Raw genomic sequence first — 14846 nt, 5'->3', positions numbered from 1 at the left:
CGGGTGGCGCCGACCCTGCCGGTCACCCTGGGGTACGCGGTGGCGTGCGGCGGTGACCAGTCGGAGTGGGAGGCGCGCTGGCACCTGCTGATGCGGGAGCTGGAGGGCGACGTCCCGCCTCCGGCCGAGGAGGTCGCGCCCTACCGCGGGCTGGTGGTGTTCCAGCCGGAGGACGCGAGGTGGTACTTCGGGCGTGAGCGGCTGGTGCGCGAGCTGTGCGACAGGCTGCCGGGGACGCCCTTCCTCGCCGTCATGGGCACGTCAGGAAGCGGGAAGTCCTCTCTGCTCCGCGCCGGCCTCCTGCCCGCGCTGCGCCGGGGGATCACCGCCGACGGCGCGGAGTGGCCCGCCGTCGTCATGGTCCCGGGCGAGCACCCGCTGCGGGCACTCGCCGCCCATCTCGGTGAGGACGACCTCGGGGAGGACGGCCCGCCGCGCGCCGCCGCCCGGTTCGTGGCCGGCAGGCCGGCCGGGGCCCGGCTGGTCGTCATCGTGGACCAGTTCGAGGAGGTGTTCACCCTCTGCCGCGACGAGGGCGAGCGGGCGGCGTTCGTCTCGGCGCTGCTCGCGCTGGCGCGGGAGCCGCGCACGCACGTCGTCGCCGGCATGCGGGCCGACTTCTACGCCCGATGCGCCGAGCTGCCCGGCCTGGCGTCGGTGCTGCAGGACAACCAGCTCATCGTCGGCCCGATGGAGGAGGAGGACCTGCGGCGGGTGGTGACGGGCCCCGCCGGGCGGGCGGGCCTGACGGTCGACGCCGAACTGGTCGAGCTGGTCGTGAACGAGGCGCAGGGGCAGCCGGGCGCGCTCTCCCTCGTCTCCCACGCGCTGCTGGAGACGTGGAGGCGGCGCACCGGCCCGGCGCTGACCGTGGCCGCCTACCTAGCCGCCGGCGGGGTGCGGGGGGCGATCGCGCAGACCGCCGAGCACGTGTACGGCGAGCTGGACGCGCAGGGACGCGAGATCGTCAGGCAGATGTTCCTGCGGCTGACCGTCCCCGGGGACGGCACGGAGGACACCCGGCGGCGCGCGCCCCGCGACGAGCTTCTCGACGGGGCCGGGGCGCTTCCCGGCCGGCGGGGCGGGCCGGACGGTGACGCCGTGGCGGCCGTGCTGGACAAGGTCATCGCGGCGCGGCTGGTGATCGTCGACGAGAGCTGCGTGACCATCGCGCACGAGGCGCTCATCCGCGGCTGGCCGCGGCTGCGTTCCTGGCTGGAGGAGGACCGTGAGGCGCTGCGGGCGCACCGCCGGCTGACCGAGGCCGTCGCGGAGTGGGAGGAGCACGGCCGCGACGACGCCTTCCTCTTCAGCGGGAGCCGGCTGGCGGTGTGGGAGGGGGACAGGACCTACCGGCTGAACTCGCTGGAGCGGGAGTTCCTGGAGGCGAGCGGGCGACGCGAGGAAGCCGTGCGCCGGGCGGGGCGGCGGCGCGTACGGCTGGCGCTGACCGGGCTCACGGCGGCCGTGGTGGCGATGACGGTGCTCGCCTGCCTCGCCGTGGGCCAGGCTCACGAGGCCACGGAGCAGAGGGACATCGCGCTCTCCCGGCAGATCGCGGCCGAGGCACGCAACCAGCTGCACCTGGACCCGAAGCAGGCGCTGCGGCTCGCCAAGCAGGCGTACGCGCTGTGGCCGACCGCCGAGGCGGAGGGGGTCCTCCGGCAGGGGATCGCCGATGACCACCTGCTCGACACGCTTCCCGGTCTGGGGCGCGCGCTCGGCGTGGCCTTCAGCCCCGACGACGCGCGCCTGGCCGCCACCAGCGCGGACGGCCTGGTCCGGGTGTGGTCCTGGTCCGGCGGAGGCGTGTCGCCCGATCCGCCGGCCGTGCTGCGCGGGCACCAGGGCGAGGTGTGGAGCCCGGTGTTCAGTCCCGACGGGCGCAGGCTGGCGACCGCCGGCCTGGACGGCACGGTCAGGGTGTGGGACCTGGAACGCCCCGAGGCGACGGTGAAGCTGACCGGACATACGGGCGCGGTGTGGAACGTGGCCTTCAGTCCCGACGGCCGTGCCGTGGCCGGCGCCGGCGACGACGGCACCGTACGGATCTGGAACCTCGGGGACGGCGGCGGGCAACGGGTCCTGCGCGGGCCCGAGGGCGCGGTCATCGGGGTCGCGTTCAGCCCCGACGGGCGCCGCCTCGCCGCCGGTGGCGAGGACGGCACCGTACGGATCTGGGACCTGGCGGGCCCGGACGCGCCGCTCCTGCTGCGCGGGCACGGGGGCGTCGTGAAGAACGTGGGCTTCAGCCCCGACGGGCGCCGCCTGGCGAGCACCAGCACGGACGGCGCCGCGCGCGTCTGGCGGCTCGACCAGCGGGAGAGCCCGCCTCTCGTGTTCCGGCACGAGGGCACGGCCGAGGGCATGGCGTTCAGCCGCGACGGACACTGGCTGGCGACCACCGGCGACGATTCCACGGTCCGCCTCTGGTCCCCGGACGGTGGGGGAGACCCTCTCGTGCTGCGCGGTCACCAGCGGGTGGTGTGGGAGGCGTCGTTCAGCGCGGACGGGCGCCGGCTGGCCACGGCGGGCGAGGACGGCACCGTACGGGTCTGGGACCCGAGGGGGACGGGCGACCCGGTGGTGCTGCGCGGGCACGACGGCGCGGCGCTGGCCGTCGGATTCTCCCCCGACGGGCGCGTGGTCACCGGCGGCGTGGACAGGACCGTGCGGATCTGGGAGCCGGCGACGGGCGCGCACCGGGCGCTGCGCGGCCACACCGACGAGGTGATGGGGCTCGCGGTGAGCCGCGACGGGCGGCGGGTCGCCGGCGCGAGCAGGGACGGCACGGTCCGGATCTGGGAGGCCGACGGCGCGGGCGACCCGCTGATCCTGCGCGGACACGACGGGGTCGTGTGGAGCGCCTCGTTCAGCCCCGACGGGCGGCGGGTGGCCGGCGCGGGCGCGGACGGCACGCTCCGGATCTGGGACACGGCGGACCCGGGACGGCCGCCCCTCCTGTTCAGGGCCGACGCCCGGCAGATCAGGTTCGCCGCGTTCAGCCCCGACGGGCGGCACGTGGCCACCGGCGGACAGGACGGCACCGTCAGGATCTGGGACGCCACCGGCGCCACGGCCCCGCGGATCCTGCGCGGCCACGAAGGTCTCGTGTGGGCCGTCGCCTTCAGTCCCGACGGCCGCCGGGTGGCGGGCGCCGGCACCGACGGTACCGTGCGGATCTGGTCCACCACCGGCGAGGGCGAGCCTCTGGTGCAGCGCGGCAGCCCGAACATGGTGTGGTACGTCGCCTTCAGCCCGGACGGACGCTGGGTGGCCGGAGCGGGCAAGGACGGCACCGTGCGGATCTGGCGGAGCGACACCGCCTCCCCGCCGATCGTCATCGGCGGATTCGCCGCGACCGTCGAAGCCGTCGAGTTCAGCCGCGACGGCCGGCTGCTGGCCACGGCCCACGGCGACGGCACCGTACGCGTGCGGCGCTGCGACGTCTGCGAACCGGTCCCGGCGCTGCTCGCCCAGGTGGACGACCGGCTGGCCGGCATGGCGGACTGACGCGCTCGCGCACCGCCTCACCTGGGACGACGGGGTTGTCCAGAACGCCGCGATGTTTGTCCATCGCGCCGAGCGTTGCTGGACAACTTCCCGCCGGTCTAGAACGGTCACGCCGCCACGCCCACGTTTCTGGATGCGTGGGCCTGAACGCGCGGCGACTCCCTCACACCGTCCGCTCCTCGCCGTTGCCACGGCGTGGCGGGCACGAAGAGAAAGGAGGAGCACGGTGATCAGAAAGCTGTCCGCGATGGTGCTCGTGACCGCCGGCGCGCTGACGGTCGCCGCCGCGCCCGCCACGGCGGCGACCGGCCGCCTTGTCCTGCACGGAGCGGCCGTCCGCGTGGTGATCGACCCCGGTCCGGGCTGTTACGGCTCGGTGACGCCGTACTCCGGCGTCACGAACGACACCGACACCGCCGTCACCGCGTACTCGGGGAGCGGCTGCACCGGGCTCTCCCTGGTCGTCCCGCCGGGCGGGAGCGCGACGGGCGCGTTCCGCAGCGTCCGCGTCCTCTCCTGACGGCTCCGCCAAGCATTGACATCGAAAGGAATTCCGATGCGCTTCTCCCACAAACTGATCGCAGGAGCGGCTGCCATGGGGGCGGCCCTGTCGATCGGGGTCGCCGCGACCTCCACGGCGGCCTCGGCCTCGCAGGCCGCGGCCATCTGCAACCCTGATTCGAGCAAGGCGCTTCAGTACGACTACTACAATTCCGGCTCCGGCGGCACGGTGGTGTCGAAATGGTACAACTGCACGGGCAGCCACTCCCAGACTACCTATGGGTACCGGATCCGGCCGGGCGGATATTCCGGCTACGTGTATTACTCGAATGGCGGAAGTGACTATTTCTGCGACTACCGGGACATTTATCTCGGGGCCAAGAAGGTGAGCAGAATCTACATGGCCGCCGCCAAGATCGAAGAGTGCTCGTAGGCGTTGTCCATGCCCGCGTCGCCGCGCTCCTTCAGCGGGAGCCGGTGACGCGGGCCGCGAGCCTCCCCGAGGAGGGGTGCGGCGGTTGAGGTTCGGCATTCTCGGGCCGGTGGAGGCGGTGGCGGACGACGGGCCCGTGTCGGTCGCGCAGCCCAGGCACCGGGCCCTGCTGGCGTACCTGCTGTTGCAGGCGAACCGGGTGGTGACCCCGGCGCAACTGGCGGAGGCGATCTGGGGCGGCGCCGAACCCGCCACCGCGCGGTCCCAGATCCACGTGGCGGTGTCCCGGCTGCGGCGGGCACTGCGCGACCACGGGCTGGACGACGTCATCGTCACCCGGCCTGGCGGATACCGCCTCTTCCTGGCGGACGATCAGCTGGACGCCGACCTGTTCGACCGGCAGGTCGAGGCCGCGCGCGCCTCCGCGGGGCGTGGCCGGCACGAGGAGGCGGCCCGTCACCTGCGCGCGGCGCTGGGGCTGTGGCGCGGCCAGGCGTTGACGGACATCACGGCGGCGTTCGCCGAGCCGGTGCGGCAACGGCTGCTCGAACAGCGTCTGATCGCGCAGGAGCTGCTGTTCGACGCGGAACTCGCGCTCGGGTGTCACGACAGGCTCATCCCGGGACTACGGAGGCTCCTGGAGGAGCATCCGACGCGGGAACGCGTGGCCTGCCGGCTGATGCTCGCCCAGTATCGGGCGGGGCTGCACCTCGACGCGCTGGAGACGGCCAGGCGGACGCGGGCTCTGCTCGCGGAGGAACAGGGGCTCGATCCCGGCCCGGAACTCTCGACGCTGGAGACCGCCATACTCAACGGCGACCTGGCGCTCGACGTCAGCCCCAGGGCCGGGGGAGTCCCGGCGTCGTCCGCCGCGACCCCACCGGCCCAGCTTCCGTTCGACGTGCAGGGGTTCGCCGGTCGTCGCCGGGAGCTCGGTCAGCTCGCCGTGCTGACCGAGGCCGCTGATCGGGCGACCATGGTGCTGATCGCCGGCACGGCCGGGGTCGGCAAGACCGCGCTGGCGGTGCACTGGGCCCACCGCCACCGTGACCGGTTCCCCGACGGGCAGTTCTTCGTCGACCTGCACGGCTTCGACGCGGCCAGGACGCCGGCGGAGCCGCTCGACGTCCTGCGCCGGCTCCTCCGAGCCCTGGACGTCGGCGACGCCGTCGTGCCGCAGGAGGTGGAGGAGGCCGCCGCCCTGTTCCGGTCGCGGCTTTCCCGGCGGCGCGTCCTCCTCGTGCTCGACGACGCCCGTAGCGCCGATCAGGTGCGGCCCCTGCTGCCCGGGTCCGGGACCTGCGCCGTCCTCGTCACCAGCCGGAACCAGCTTCGCGGGCTCGTGGCGTACGAAGGCGCCCGGCCGCTCCACCTCGCCCCGCTCACCGAGGCCGAGGCCGGCGAACTGCTCCGGGCCGCGCTCGGCGAGCGGATGGACGAGGCGGGGGGCGCCCTGCTCGCCCGGCGGTGTGCGTACCTGCCGCTGGCGCTGCGGATCGCGGCGGCCCGGCTGTCCTGCGACCGCCATCTGACGGTCGCCGGCTACGCGGGGGAACTGGCGGACGGCGACGCGTTCGCCGTTCTCGACGGACAGGGCGACCTGGACGGCGCGCTCAGCTCCGCGTTCGCGCTCTCGTACCGGGCCCTCGGGCCCGCCGCGCGGCGGCTGTTCCGGCGGCTGAGCCTGGTGCCAGGTCAGGACTTCACGTCGGTCACGGCCGCCGCCCTGCTCGGCGTGACTCCGCGCGCGGCGCGCGGCCCTCTTGAGGAGCTGTGCGCCGCTCATCTGGTCGCCGGACATCGCTCTGGCCGCTACGTCATGCACGAGCTGTTGCGCGGCTACGCCGCAGGCCGCCTCGCCGACGAGGAACCCGGGGCCGGTCGCGAGGCGTACCCGTTGGCAGGCCCCCGGCCTGTGGCACAGGACGGGGGCCGACGATCGGGTCCTCGCTAGACGTTACGGAACAGCCAGCTGCCGGACGCCGGCTCCTCGCTGGTCGTGCACTTGGCCACGGACCTCGCCGTGCCGACCCTGGTCCACGCTCCGTACCTGGTCGTGTAGGAGCTGGAACCGATCCTGTAGCACCGGACCTTCGCCCGGAACTCGTCCCAGTCGGAGGTGTAGCAGAACACCTCGTAGGTGTAGGTGGTGTAGGTGCCGTCGCAATTGTTGGCGGCGTGCGCGGCCGTGGCCGGCAGAACCGTCACGCCCGCTGCCAGCGCTCCGCCGATCGCCGCCAGCTGCAGCATTCTTTTGATGCTCTTCATCGTGCTCTCCACAGGAATGACACCCATGTCGCCATAAACGCCTTTTCGGCATTTATCGCATTTCCGGGATCAGCGTAACTGCCTGCCCTTATTCGACACCTTGCGATCGGCTATGCCAGGCTTACCGGGCTGCGGTTCAGGACCAGGGAGTCGAGGCGCGGCAGCCGCCTGGCGATGCACTCGGCCACCGCCCTGCGCAGAGGCCGCGCCGCCCTCACCCACACGCTCGACCGCCTGACCGCCGCCGGCGGCTGAGGCGGGCAGGGCAACCGTTCAGGATCTACTGGACCCAGGTCCTCGCCGCCACCAAGTGACCCGCTTCGCGGTCCGCCGGGGCGAGCCGCTCGTGGAACCCGCCGTCGGGGGAGCGCACGATGATGCCGGTCTCCACGCCGTGCTCGGCCGCCTCGCGCTCCGCCTGCCGGAGGGCGAGGCAGATCCACCTGGTGACGGCGAAGGCGACGACGGGCCCGATGACCACGGCGTACCTGAAGAAGACGGTCACGGCGTTCACGGTGAGGTGGAACTGGTGGGCGAGCTGGTCGTTGGCGGCGGCCGCCCACAGCAGGCCGTAGAACGTGACGCCGGCGACCGCGAGGCCCGTCTTCACGGGCGTCTCCCTCGGCCGGTCGAGCACGTCCCGGCGTAGGGCCGGCCTGCCGCGGCGGACGGCGAGGAAGCGTTCGGCCGCGGGGTAGGCGGCCAGGGCGGTGAAGAACACCCCGGGGACCACCAGCGTCGGTACGAGGACCGCGAGGCTGAGCGTGTGGCCGCCGACGGTGAGCTCCCAGGCGGGCATGATCCGCAGGGCGCCGTCGAGGAACCCCATGTACCAGTCGGGGACCGAGCCCGCCGAGATCTGCGACGGCGTGGCGGGGCCGTACAGCCAGATGGGCGCGATCTGGAAGCCGAACCCGAGGATGATCAGCATGCCGGTCGTCGCGGCCGCCATCAGCGGACGGGCGCCGCGCCGCTCCGGCAGCGAGGCGACGAACCGGGAGTGACCGTTCCGGCGCACCAGCAGCTCGCGGACGAGCAGCAGCGCGGTCATGACGAGCGGGATCACCAGGTGCAGGCCGTACATGACCGGAATGACCTGATCGCCGGGGAACTCCGCACCGAACAGCAGTGAGCCGGCCCAGGAGCCCACCACGGGGATCGACTGCACCACCGACAGGATCAGCCACAGGCTGCCGCCCGACAGGTTGTCGTCCGGCAGGGCGTTGCCCGTCTCGCCCGCGGCCATCGCCAGCCCGAGCAGCGTCACCCAGATCAGCCACTGCCGGGTACGCGGGCTGCGGAACGCGCCGGTGAGGAACATGCGCAGCAGCTGCAGCGCGACGGCGGCCACGAACACGAGCGCCGCCCAGTGGTGCATCTGGCGGATGAGCAGGCCGCCGCGCACCTCCAGGCTGAGGTGCATGGCCGAGTCGAAGGCCCGGCTGACGAGGAGCCCGCGCAGCGGGCCGTACGAGCCGTCGTAGGTCACCCGGGCCATGCCCGGGTCGTAGAACACCATGAGCACCGCCCCGGTCACCAGCAGGACGGCGAACGACCAGACGGCGATCTCCGCGAACATGAACGACCAGTGCGAGAACCGGAACGAGCGGCGCCCGGCCACCGAGGAACGCATCTGAGGCCCCCTTAACCTTGCCTGTACACAAGACGGTCAGGGGCCGGGCCCTGTGACATTCCGGAGGGCTCCGGCGACGGTGATGCTCGTCACGCCGCCGCCGCCGGGCCTCGTCCGGAGCCGCTCAGCTCAGCAGGGTCTGGCCGATCCAGCCGTCCGGGCCGCAGCCCGGCGGGATGGCGAAGACGGCCGAGCCGATCGGCGTGGTCCACTCGTTGAGCAGGTCCGCCTCGGCCAGCCGCCGCTGGACCGGGAGGAACTGGCGGGCGATGTCGGCCTGGTAGGCGGCGAACAGCAGCCCGCAGTCGGCGGTCCCGTCGGCTCCCACGCCCTCGTCGTAGTTGTAGACCCGGCGCAGCATGCGCAGCCCCGGGTCGGTGACGTGGGCGCGGCGGATGTGGGCGTACTCGGAGATGACCGGGAAGCCGACCGGGGTGAGCCGGTCGAAGTCCGGCTCGTCGTGCTCGCTCCGCCCGGTCAGCGGCGCGCCGTCGGACAGGCGGCGGCCCACGGTGAACTCCTTGGCCGTCGTGTCGGCGGCGTCCCAGGTCTCCATCTCGGCCCGGATCCGCCGCAGGACCAGGGTGGTGCCGCCGCGCAGCCGGCCCTCCTCGATCCACACCGCCCGGTCGAAGTCCGGCGTGCCGGGGACCAGGTTGACCGTGCCGTCGAGCTGCCCCATCACGTTGCGCTGGGTCGTGCCGCCGGGCTGGCTGTGCGCGGCGCGCCGGAACCCGCGCTGGGTCCAGCGGACCCTGGCGAACGCGCGGGCGTCCTTGACGATCATGCGCAGGGCGTGGGCCACGGTGAGCGGGTCGTCGGCGCAGATCTGCGCCAGCAGGTCGCCGCCGCTCCACTCCCGCCGCAACTTGTCGATCTTGAACGCGGGCAGCGCCGCCACCGACTCCGGCCGGTGCTCGTCCACGCCGGCGGCGTCGAAGAGCCCGGGACCGAAACCGTACGTGACGCTCAGCCGGGCGGGCAGCGCCGCCAGCTCCGGCTCGGTGTCGGCCAGCGCGGGCCGCCCCTGGGTGAGGCGGCGGGCGTCGTCGGTCAGCAGCCGCATCATCCGCGCCAGCGCCTCCCGGCCGACGCCCTTACGCAGGTCGAAGGCCACGAAGACGGCGTGGGCCTGCGGCGGCGTGGCCACCCCGGCCTGGTGCGGGCCATGGAAGGGCACGACCGCGCCGCCGTCCGGGGAGTCCGCGGGCGCCGTGGGCGACGGGGCCGCCTGCGAAGCGCCCGTTGGGGGAGCACCGGCCGCCGCGCCGCCCGTCACCGCCGCACCACCGGTCACCGCGCCGGCGGCGGCGAGCGCGCCGCCGCTCAGCAGGCCGCGCCGGGTCAGCCGGCGCCCGCCCCCTCCGGGGGCCTGCCGCTCACCCATGCCGGCCGCCCCCACCGGTACCCATCTCGGTGCCCATCTCAGTGCCCCTCGCCGGAGCCCATGTCCATGCCGGGCTGATAGTCCTCCTTGGCCCCGGCGAAGTCCTTGCCGAGAGCCGTGAAGGTGAACGTGCCGCCGTCCTTCAGCGTCAGCGTGAAGCTGATCTCGTCGCCCGGCCGTACCTCCTGGGCGAGGTCCATGAGCATGATGTGGTCGCCGCCCGGCTTGAGCTCGTGGCTGCCGTGCGCGGGGATCACGAAACCGCCCTCCTTGGGCCGCATGACCGACTTGCCCGCCGACTCCACCACCTCGTGCAGTTCGACCGACGGCGACAGCGGCGTGGCGCCCGACACCACGACCACGTCCGTGCCGGAGTTGTTGACCAGGGTGCCGAAGGCGGCGCTCATGCCCTTCTTCGCGGTCTTGACCCAGGGGTCGGTGATGGAGAGCGCGGGCCCGGCCTGCGCGGCCGGGGGAGTGGTGGCGGCGGCGGGAACGGCGGGCGCGGCCTGCTGCGGCGAACCGCCGCAGGCGGTGAGCACGACGACGGCGAGGCCGGCGACGGTGATACGCGAGAACATGACAAAGCCCTTCATCCGGCTCAAGCCGGAACGATGATGTGGCCCGGCGGCCGCCGCTGCGGGCGCGCACGCCGAGGACACCCCTGGACCAGGGGCGTGACAGGAGAACAGACCGGCCGGACGCGCTCCGCGGAGCGGGTCAGGCGGCCACGGGGACGGCGCGGCCGAAGGGCGGGCCGCGCCGGCCCATCTCGTGCCCGAGCAGAACCGGCCGCAGGACCATCGGCTCCCGGACCGGGGCGGCGATCAGGGGCCGGGCGGCCGGGACGATGACGGCGACGACCACGGCGAACAGCCGGACGGCCAGCCGCCGCAGCACCGCCCAGAGCGCCGCCTCGCCGCGGGCCAGCCAGGTCGAGGTCAGCAGGACCGCCCAGGCGTGCATGACCAGCATGCCGGCGTCCGGCGCCAGCCCGCCCTGGGCGGCGTGGTGGTGACCGGCGACCGCCGCCTCCACGGCGTGCGCCGAGGAGAACAGCAGGTGCAGCGCGACCTGCGCGGCCGCGAGCGTCGTCACGATGACCGGCAGCGCCCGTTCCCGCCCCGCCAGCAGGTACGCGGGACCGAACGCGACGCCCCAGGCCGGCAGCAGCCAGCCCGCCGCCACCGGACCGCCCGCCAGCAGGTGGGCCACCAGGCCGAGCAGCAGCGAGACCGCCGCGAAGACGGCGGCCCGCAGCGCGCGCAGCGCGAAGCCGGCCGGCCCGGAAACGGGCCCGGCGGCGGCTGGTACGGCGATCGACATGGCGCCGTCATCATCCCACGCGACCACCCCGGTGTCCCCGGCAGGTGAGCAGGAGGGATCAGGGCCCGCCGCAGGCGCGGCGCAGCCCGTAGAACCACGACAGGTACTGGTCGTGCACGTCCCTGCCGGCGATCCGCAGCATGGAGTCGTCGGAGTTCTCCAGGGTCGTGAAGTTCGCGCTGCCGGTGTAGACGCGCGGCGTGAGGTCGTCGTCGTAGAACCCGTCGATCATCATGATCTTGGTGTGCGTCACCACCGAACGGTCGCCCACCGCGAACCGGCACGGCGTGACCTGGAGATACTTGCCGTTCGACGCCCGCTCGGCGAGGCGCTCCCTGATGTAGGAGGTGACGCCGGTGCCGTCGTAGTAGACGACGTCGATCCAGCAGTTCTCGCCGCGCAGCCGCAGCAGCTCGTCCACGATCGCCTTGCGGTTGTAGTTGAAGGCGGTCAGCGCCAGGCGGATGTCGGTCTGGCGGGTGACGCCCCCGGCGTCCTTGTAGCTGCACTTGACCAGCTTCAGCACGTTCGCGATCGGGTCGCCGCTGGAGGAGCTGCGCGGGAAGAAGTGGGCCTTGTACGGCGTACCCGTCGGCGTCGTCCAGAAGTAGTCCGGGTCGACGGGCCGCATACGCCGGGCCCGTAGGTCCTTGAAGTAGGTGACGTACCCGTCGTAGGTCACGGCGTCGCTGACCGTGAAGCTGTCGTTGTAGGAGTTGTACAGGTACCAGTCCGACAGGTTGGACGAGGTCTGGAAGACGACCTTCGGGTACGTGACACCCCCGGCCACCACGCTGGAGAAGGTGGCGAACTTGGCGTGCAGGTAGTCCCTGGCGATGCAGCCCCGGTCGGCGCTCTCGTCCGGGTACTCGCAGCGCACGGCCCACGAACGGGCCGTCTCGGTGGTGCCGAGGGCGGCGCTGAGCTGGGCGAAGACGGCGTCGTTGCGGCCGTCGTCCTGGCTGTCGAGTACGACCTGCACGCCGACGCCCCTGGTGTGCGCGGCGGCCAGCTCCGCGGCGACCTCGCTCGACCGGTCGCCGGGGACGAACTGGTGCATCGCGAAGCGGATCTCACCGCCCGCGGGCACCGCCTTGATGAGCCTGATGAGCTGGTCCATGACGGCCGACTGCCGGGCGCTCGGGCTGTGGGCGACGCCCGAGTCCACGGTCGGGTCGTTGAACACCGGGGCGTCGATGACGGGCGGCCCGCTGACCGCGGCCCCGGCGGGGGCGGCCGGCGTGAGGGCCAGGCATAACGCGAGGAGGATGGCGACTGGGGGTTTCACGGCTGTCACGGTGACTCCTTCGTCGTGGGAGGTGACGCTGCCCGGTCAGACGTCCGCCGTTGTCGAGATCATGGTGAACGCCTGTCGAGGGTGTTTGTCAAGGAGCCGCCGGCCTGCTCGTCTAAGGTGGACGGAGTGCCGCCGGGCGACTCAGGAAGGCTGCCGCGCATGAAGATCGTCGTCGTCGGCGGGACCGGCCTCATCGGATCCCGCCTGGTCGGGCTGCTGACCGCGGCCGGTCACGAGGCGGTGCCGCGCTCGCGCTCCACCGGCGTCGACCTGCTCACCGGGCGGGGCCTGCCGGAGGCGCTGGAGGGCGCGGACGTCGTCGTCGACCTGACCAAGCCGCCGGCCTTCGACGACACCTCACCCGCCTTCTTCCGCGCCACCATGGGCCACCTGCTGGACGCCGCCGACTCCGCCGGGGTCGGCCACGCGGTCATCCTGTCCATCGTGGGCGCCGACCAGGTGCCCGACCTGGCCTACTACCGGGCGAAGGTGCTGCAGGAGGACCTCCTCAAGGCCGGCCCGGTGCCCTACTCGATCGTGCGCTCCACGCAGTTCTTCGAGTTCATCGACGCGATGCTGTCCTGGACGTCCGACGAGCACACCGTCCGCCTGCCCTCCACCCTTCTGCAGCCGGTGGCCGGGGACGAGGTCGCCCGAGTGGTCGCCGGCGTCAGCGTGGGGACGCCGCTGCGCGGCACCATCGACCTCGCGGGGCCCGAGGTGTTCCCGCTGGACGAGCTGGGCCGGATCACCCTCGCCGCCCGCGGCGACCGCCGCGAGGTCGTCACCGACGACGGCGCCGGACTGTACGCCGCCGCCCGGGGCCGCGCCCTCGTCGCCGGTGAAGGCGCCCTCATCGCCGTCACCACCTACCGCGACTGGCTCGCCCGCCAGGCTCACTAGCCGTCAGCTCGCGGCGGCCGTAGGGGGACGTCACCGCGCTCAGCCGCCCCGGTTCGCCGCGCCGCCCGTCACAGCCAGTCGAAGGACTTGGTGACGGCCTTCTTCCAGCCGGCGTACCCGCGCTCGCGCTGCTCCTCGCTCCACGTGGGCTCCCAGCGGCGGTCCTCGGCCCAGTGGGAGCGCAGCTCGTCCTGGTCGCGCCAGTAGCCCACCGCGAGCCCGGCCGCGTACGCCGCCCCGAGCGCGGTCGTCTCCGCCACCATCGGCCGGCTCACCGGCACCCCGAGGATGTCGGACTGGAGCTGCATGCACAGGGCGTTCGCGGTCACGCCGCCGTCCACCCTGAGCACGTCCAGCACCACCCCGGAGTCGCGCTGCATGGCCTCGACCACGTCGCGGCTCTGGTAGCAGATGGCCTCCAGCGTGGCCCGCGCGAGATGGGCGGAGGTGTTGTAGCGCGACAGCCCGACGATCGCGCCCCGCGCGTCGGCCCGCCAGTACGGCGCGAACAACCCCGAGAAGGCCGGGACGAAGTACAGGCCGCCGTTGTCGCTCACCTGCCGCGCCAGCGTCTCGCTCTGCGCCGCCGAGTTGATGACGTGCAGCTGGTCGCGCAGCCACTGCACGGCCGAGCCGGTGACCGCGATGGAGCCCTCCAGCGCGAAGACGGCCGGCTGGTCGCCGAACTTGTAGGCGACGGTGGTGAGCAGGCCGCTCTCCGAGCGCACCCGCTCGGTGCCGGTGTTGAGCAGCAGGAAGTTGCCGGTGCCGTAGGTGTTCTTGGCCTCGCCGGGCGAGAAGCAGACCTGGCCGACGGTGGCGGCCTGCTGGTCGCCGAGTATCGCGGTGATCGGCACCTCGCCGCCGAGCGGGCCGTAGCGGTAGGTGGTGCCGTAGGCGGCGGGGTCGGACGACGGGCGGATCTCCGGCAGCATCGCGCGCGGCACGCCGAAGTACGACAGCAGCTCGTCGTCCCAGTCGAGCGTGTCGAGGTCCATCAGCATGGTGCGGCTGGCGTTGGTCACGTCGGTGATGTGCACGCCGCCCTTGCGCCCGCCGGTGAGGTTCCACAGCGTCCAGGTGTCGGTGGTGCCGAAGGCGGCCTCGCCGCGCTCGGCCGCCTCGCGCACGCCGTCGACGTTCTCCAGGATCCACTGGATCTTGCCGCCCGAGAAGTACGCCTCCGGCCGGAGCCCCGTACGGTCGCGGATGACCTGGCCCCGGCCGTCCCGGTCCAGCGCGGCGGCGATCTCGTCGGTGCGGGTGTCCTGCCAGACGATGGCGTTGTAGTACGGCCTCCCGGTGCGCCGGTTCCACACGACGGTGGTCTCGCGCTGGTTGGTGAGGCCGAGCGCGGCGAGGTCGCTGTCCTGCAGCCCGGAGCGCTGGAGCGTCGTCTGGATCACGGCGGCGGTCCTGGTCCAGATCTCGATGGGGTTGTGCTCCACCCAGCCCGCCCTGGGCATGATCTGCTCGTGCTCGAACTGGAACTTGGCGACCTCGGCGCCCTCCCTGTCGAAGATCATGAAGCGGGTGCTCGTCGTGCCCTGGTCCACGGCGCCCACGAAGTCAGGCATGTCGTACT

12 protein-coding genes are annotated in these 14846 nt (G+C 73.1%); 5 read left to right on the top strand and 7 right to left on the bottom strand.

The genetic code is table 11. The annotated features are described in order from the left end of the window. Positions 1-3: 3 nt before the first annotated feature. From SMD20_RS13000 to SMD20_RS12985, 4 genes are all read left to right on the top strand, one after another. Entirely contained in the window at positions 4-3513 is a 3510-nt protein-coding gene (locus SMD20_RS13000) for an nSTAND1 domain-containing NTPase (RefSeq protein ID WP_329579727.1), read from the top strand. 226 nt (positions 3514-3739) lie between these two features. Continuing rightward, entirely contained in the window at positions 3740-4033 is a 294-nt protein-coding gene (locus SMD20_RS12995; RefSeq protein ID WP_329579722.1) for a hypothetical protein, read from the top strand. 36 nt (positions 4034-4069) lie between these two features. Continuing rightward, positions 4070-4447 carry a hypothetical protein gene (locus tag SMD20_RS12990; protein ID WP_329579720.1) on the top strand — a complete coding sequence of 126 codons (378 nt, stop codon included), beginning with the start codon at positions 4070-4072 and terminating at the stop codon, positions 4445-4447. An 85-nt stretch (positions 4448-4532) separates the two neighbouring features. Next, positions 4533-6401: an AfsR/SARP family transcriptional regulator gene (locus tag SMD20_RS12985; RefSeq protein WP_329579717.1), complete on the top strand. Its 1869-nt coding sequence runs from the start codon at positions 4533-4535 to the stop codon at positions 6399-6401. Here the strand turns inward: SMD20_RS12985 and SMD20_RS12980 are convergent. The 6 genes from SMD20_RS12980 to SMD20_RS12955 form a co-directional block, all read right to left on the bottom strand. Further along, entirely contained in the window at positions 6398-6715 is a 318-nt protein-coding gene (locus tag SMD20_RS12980; RefSeq protein ID WP_329579714.1) for a hypothetical protein, read from the bottom strand. The two genes, SMD20_RS12985 and SMD20_RS12980, sit on opposite strands and share 4 nt — an antisense overlap. Before the next feature lie 280 nt (positions 6716-6995). Continuing rightward, positions 6996-8348 carry a cytochrome b gene (locus SMD20_RS12975; protein ID WP_329579711.1) on the bottom strand — a complete coding sequence of 451 codons (1353 nt, stop codon included), beginning with the start codon at positions 8346-8348 and terminating at the stop codon, positions 6996-6998. A gap of 124 nt (positions 8349-8472) precedes the next feature. After that, positions 8473-9735, bottom strand: coding sequence for a Dyp-type peroxidase (locus SMD20_RS12970; protein WP_329579708.1), 1263 nt, complete (start codon positions 9733-9735; stop codon positions 8473-8475). Positions 9736-9773: 38 nt separating this feature from the next. After that, entirely contained in the window at positions 9774-10316 is a 543-nt protein-coding gene (locus SMD20_RS12965) for a copper chaperone PCu(A)C (protein ID WP_329579706.1), read from the bottom strand. 139 nt (positions 10317-10455) lie between these two features. Further along, positions 10456-11061: an MFS transporter gene (locus SMD20_RS12960; protein WP_329579703.1), complete on the bottom strand. Its 606-nt coding sequence runs from the start codon at positions 11059-11061 to the stop codon at positions 10456-10458. Between the two features lie 58 nt (positions 11062-11119). Next, on the bottom strand, positions 11120-12358 hold the full coding sequence (locus SMD20_RS12955; protein WP_329579700.1) for a phospholipase D-like domain-containing protein: 1239 nt from the start codon (positions 12356-12358) through the stop codon (positions 11120-11122). Between the two features lie 159 nt (positions 12359-12517). On the opposite strand from SMD20_RS12955, the gene SMD20_RS12950 reads away from it, so the two are divergent. Beyond that, complete coding sequence (locus SMD20_RS12950; protein WP_329579697.1) at positions 12518-13261, top strand: SDR family oxidoreductase; 744 nt, start codon at positions 12518-12520, stop codon at positions 13259-13261. A 68-nt stretch (positions 13262-13329) separates the two neighbouring features. Here SMD20_RS12950 and glpK read toward each other — a convergent pair whose 3' ends face one another. Next, positions 13330-14838, bottom strand: coding sequence for a glycerol kinase GlpK (gene glpK, locus SMD20_RS12945; protein WP_329579695.1), 1509 nt, complete (start codon positions 14836-14838; stop codon positions 13330-13332). Between the last annotated feature and the right edge of the window lie 8 nt (positions 14839-14846).

The sequence above is a fragment of the Nonomuraea sp. LP-02 genome, from assembly GCF_036289125.1.
Classification (GTDB): Bacteria; Actinomycetota; Actinomycetes; order Streptosporangiales; family Streptosporangiaceae; genus Nonomuraea; species Nonomuraea bangladeshensis.
This window is presented reverse-complemented; position numbering and strand designations above follow the sequence as displayed.

What these genes read in the sequence shown, in the direction of transcription:
- SMD20_RS12980 (WP_329579714.1), bottom strand. Translation starts at nt 6,715, where the DNA reads ATGAAGAGCATCAAAAGAATGCTGCAGCTGGCGGCGATCGGCGGAGCG.
- glpK (WP_329579695.1), bottom strand. Translation starts at nt 14,838, where the DNA reads ATGCCTGACTTCGTGGGCGCCGTGGACCAGGGCACGACGAGCACCCGC.
- SMD20_RS12970 (WP_329579708.1), bottom strand. Translation starts at nt 9,735, where the DNA reads ATGGGTGAGCGGCAGGCCCCCGGAGGGGGCGGGCGCCGGCTGACCCGG.
- SMD20_RS12950 (WP_329579697.1), top strand. Translation starts at nt 12,518, where the DNA reads ATGAAGATCGTCGTCGTCGGCGGGACCGGCCTCATCGGATCCCGCCTG.
- SMD20_RS12960 (WP_329579703.1), bottom strand. Translation starts at nt 11,061, where the DNA reads ATGTCGATCGCCGTACCAGCCGCCGCCGGGCCCGTTTCCGGGCCGGCC.
- SMD20_RS12965 (WP_329579706.1), bottom strand. Translation starts at nt 10,316, where the DNA reads ATGTTCTCGCGTATCACCGTCGCCGGCCTCGCCGTCGTCGTGCTCACC.
- SMD20_RS12990 (WP_329579720.1), top strand. Translation starts at nt 4,070, where the DNA reads ATGCGCTTCTCCCACAAACTGATCGCAGGAGCGGCTGCCATGGGGGCG.
- SMD20_RS12975 (WP_329579711.1), bottom strand. Translation starts at nt 8,348, where the DNA reads ATGCGTTCCTCGGTGGCCGGGCGCCGCTCGTTCCGGTTCTCGCACTGG.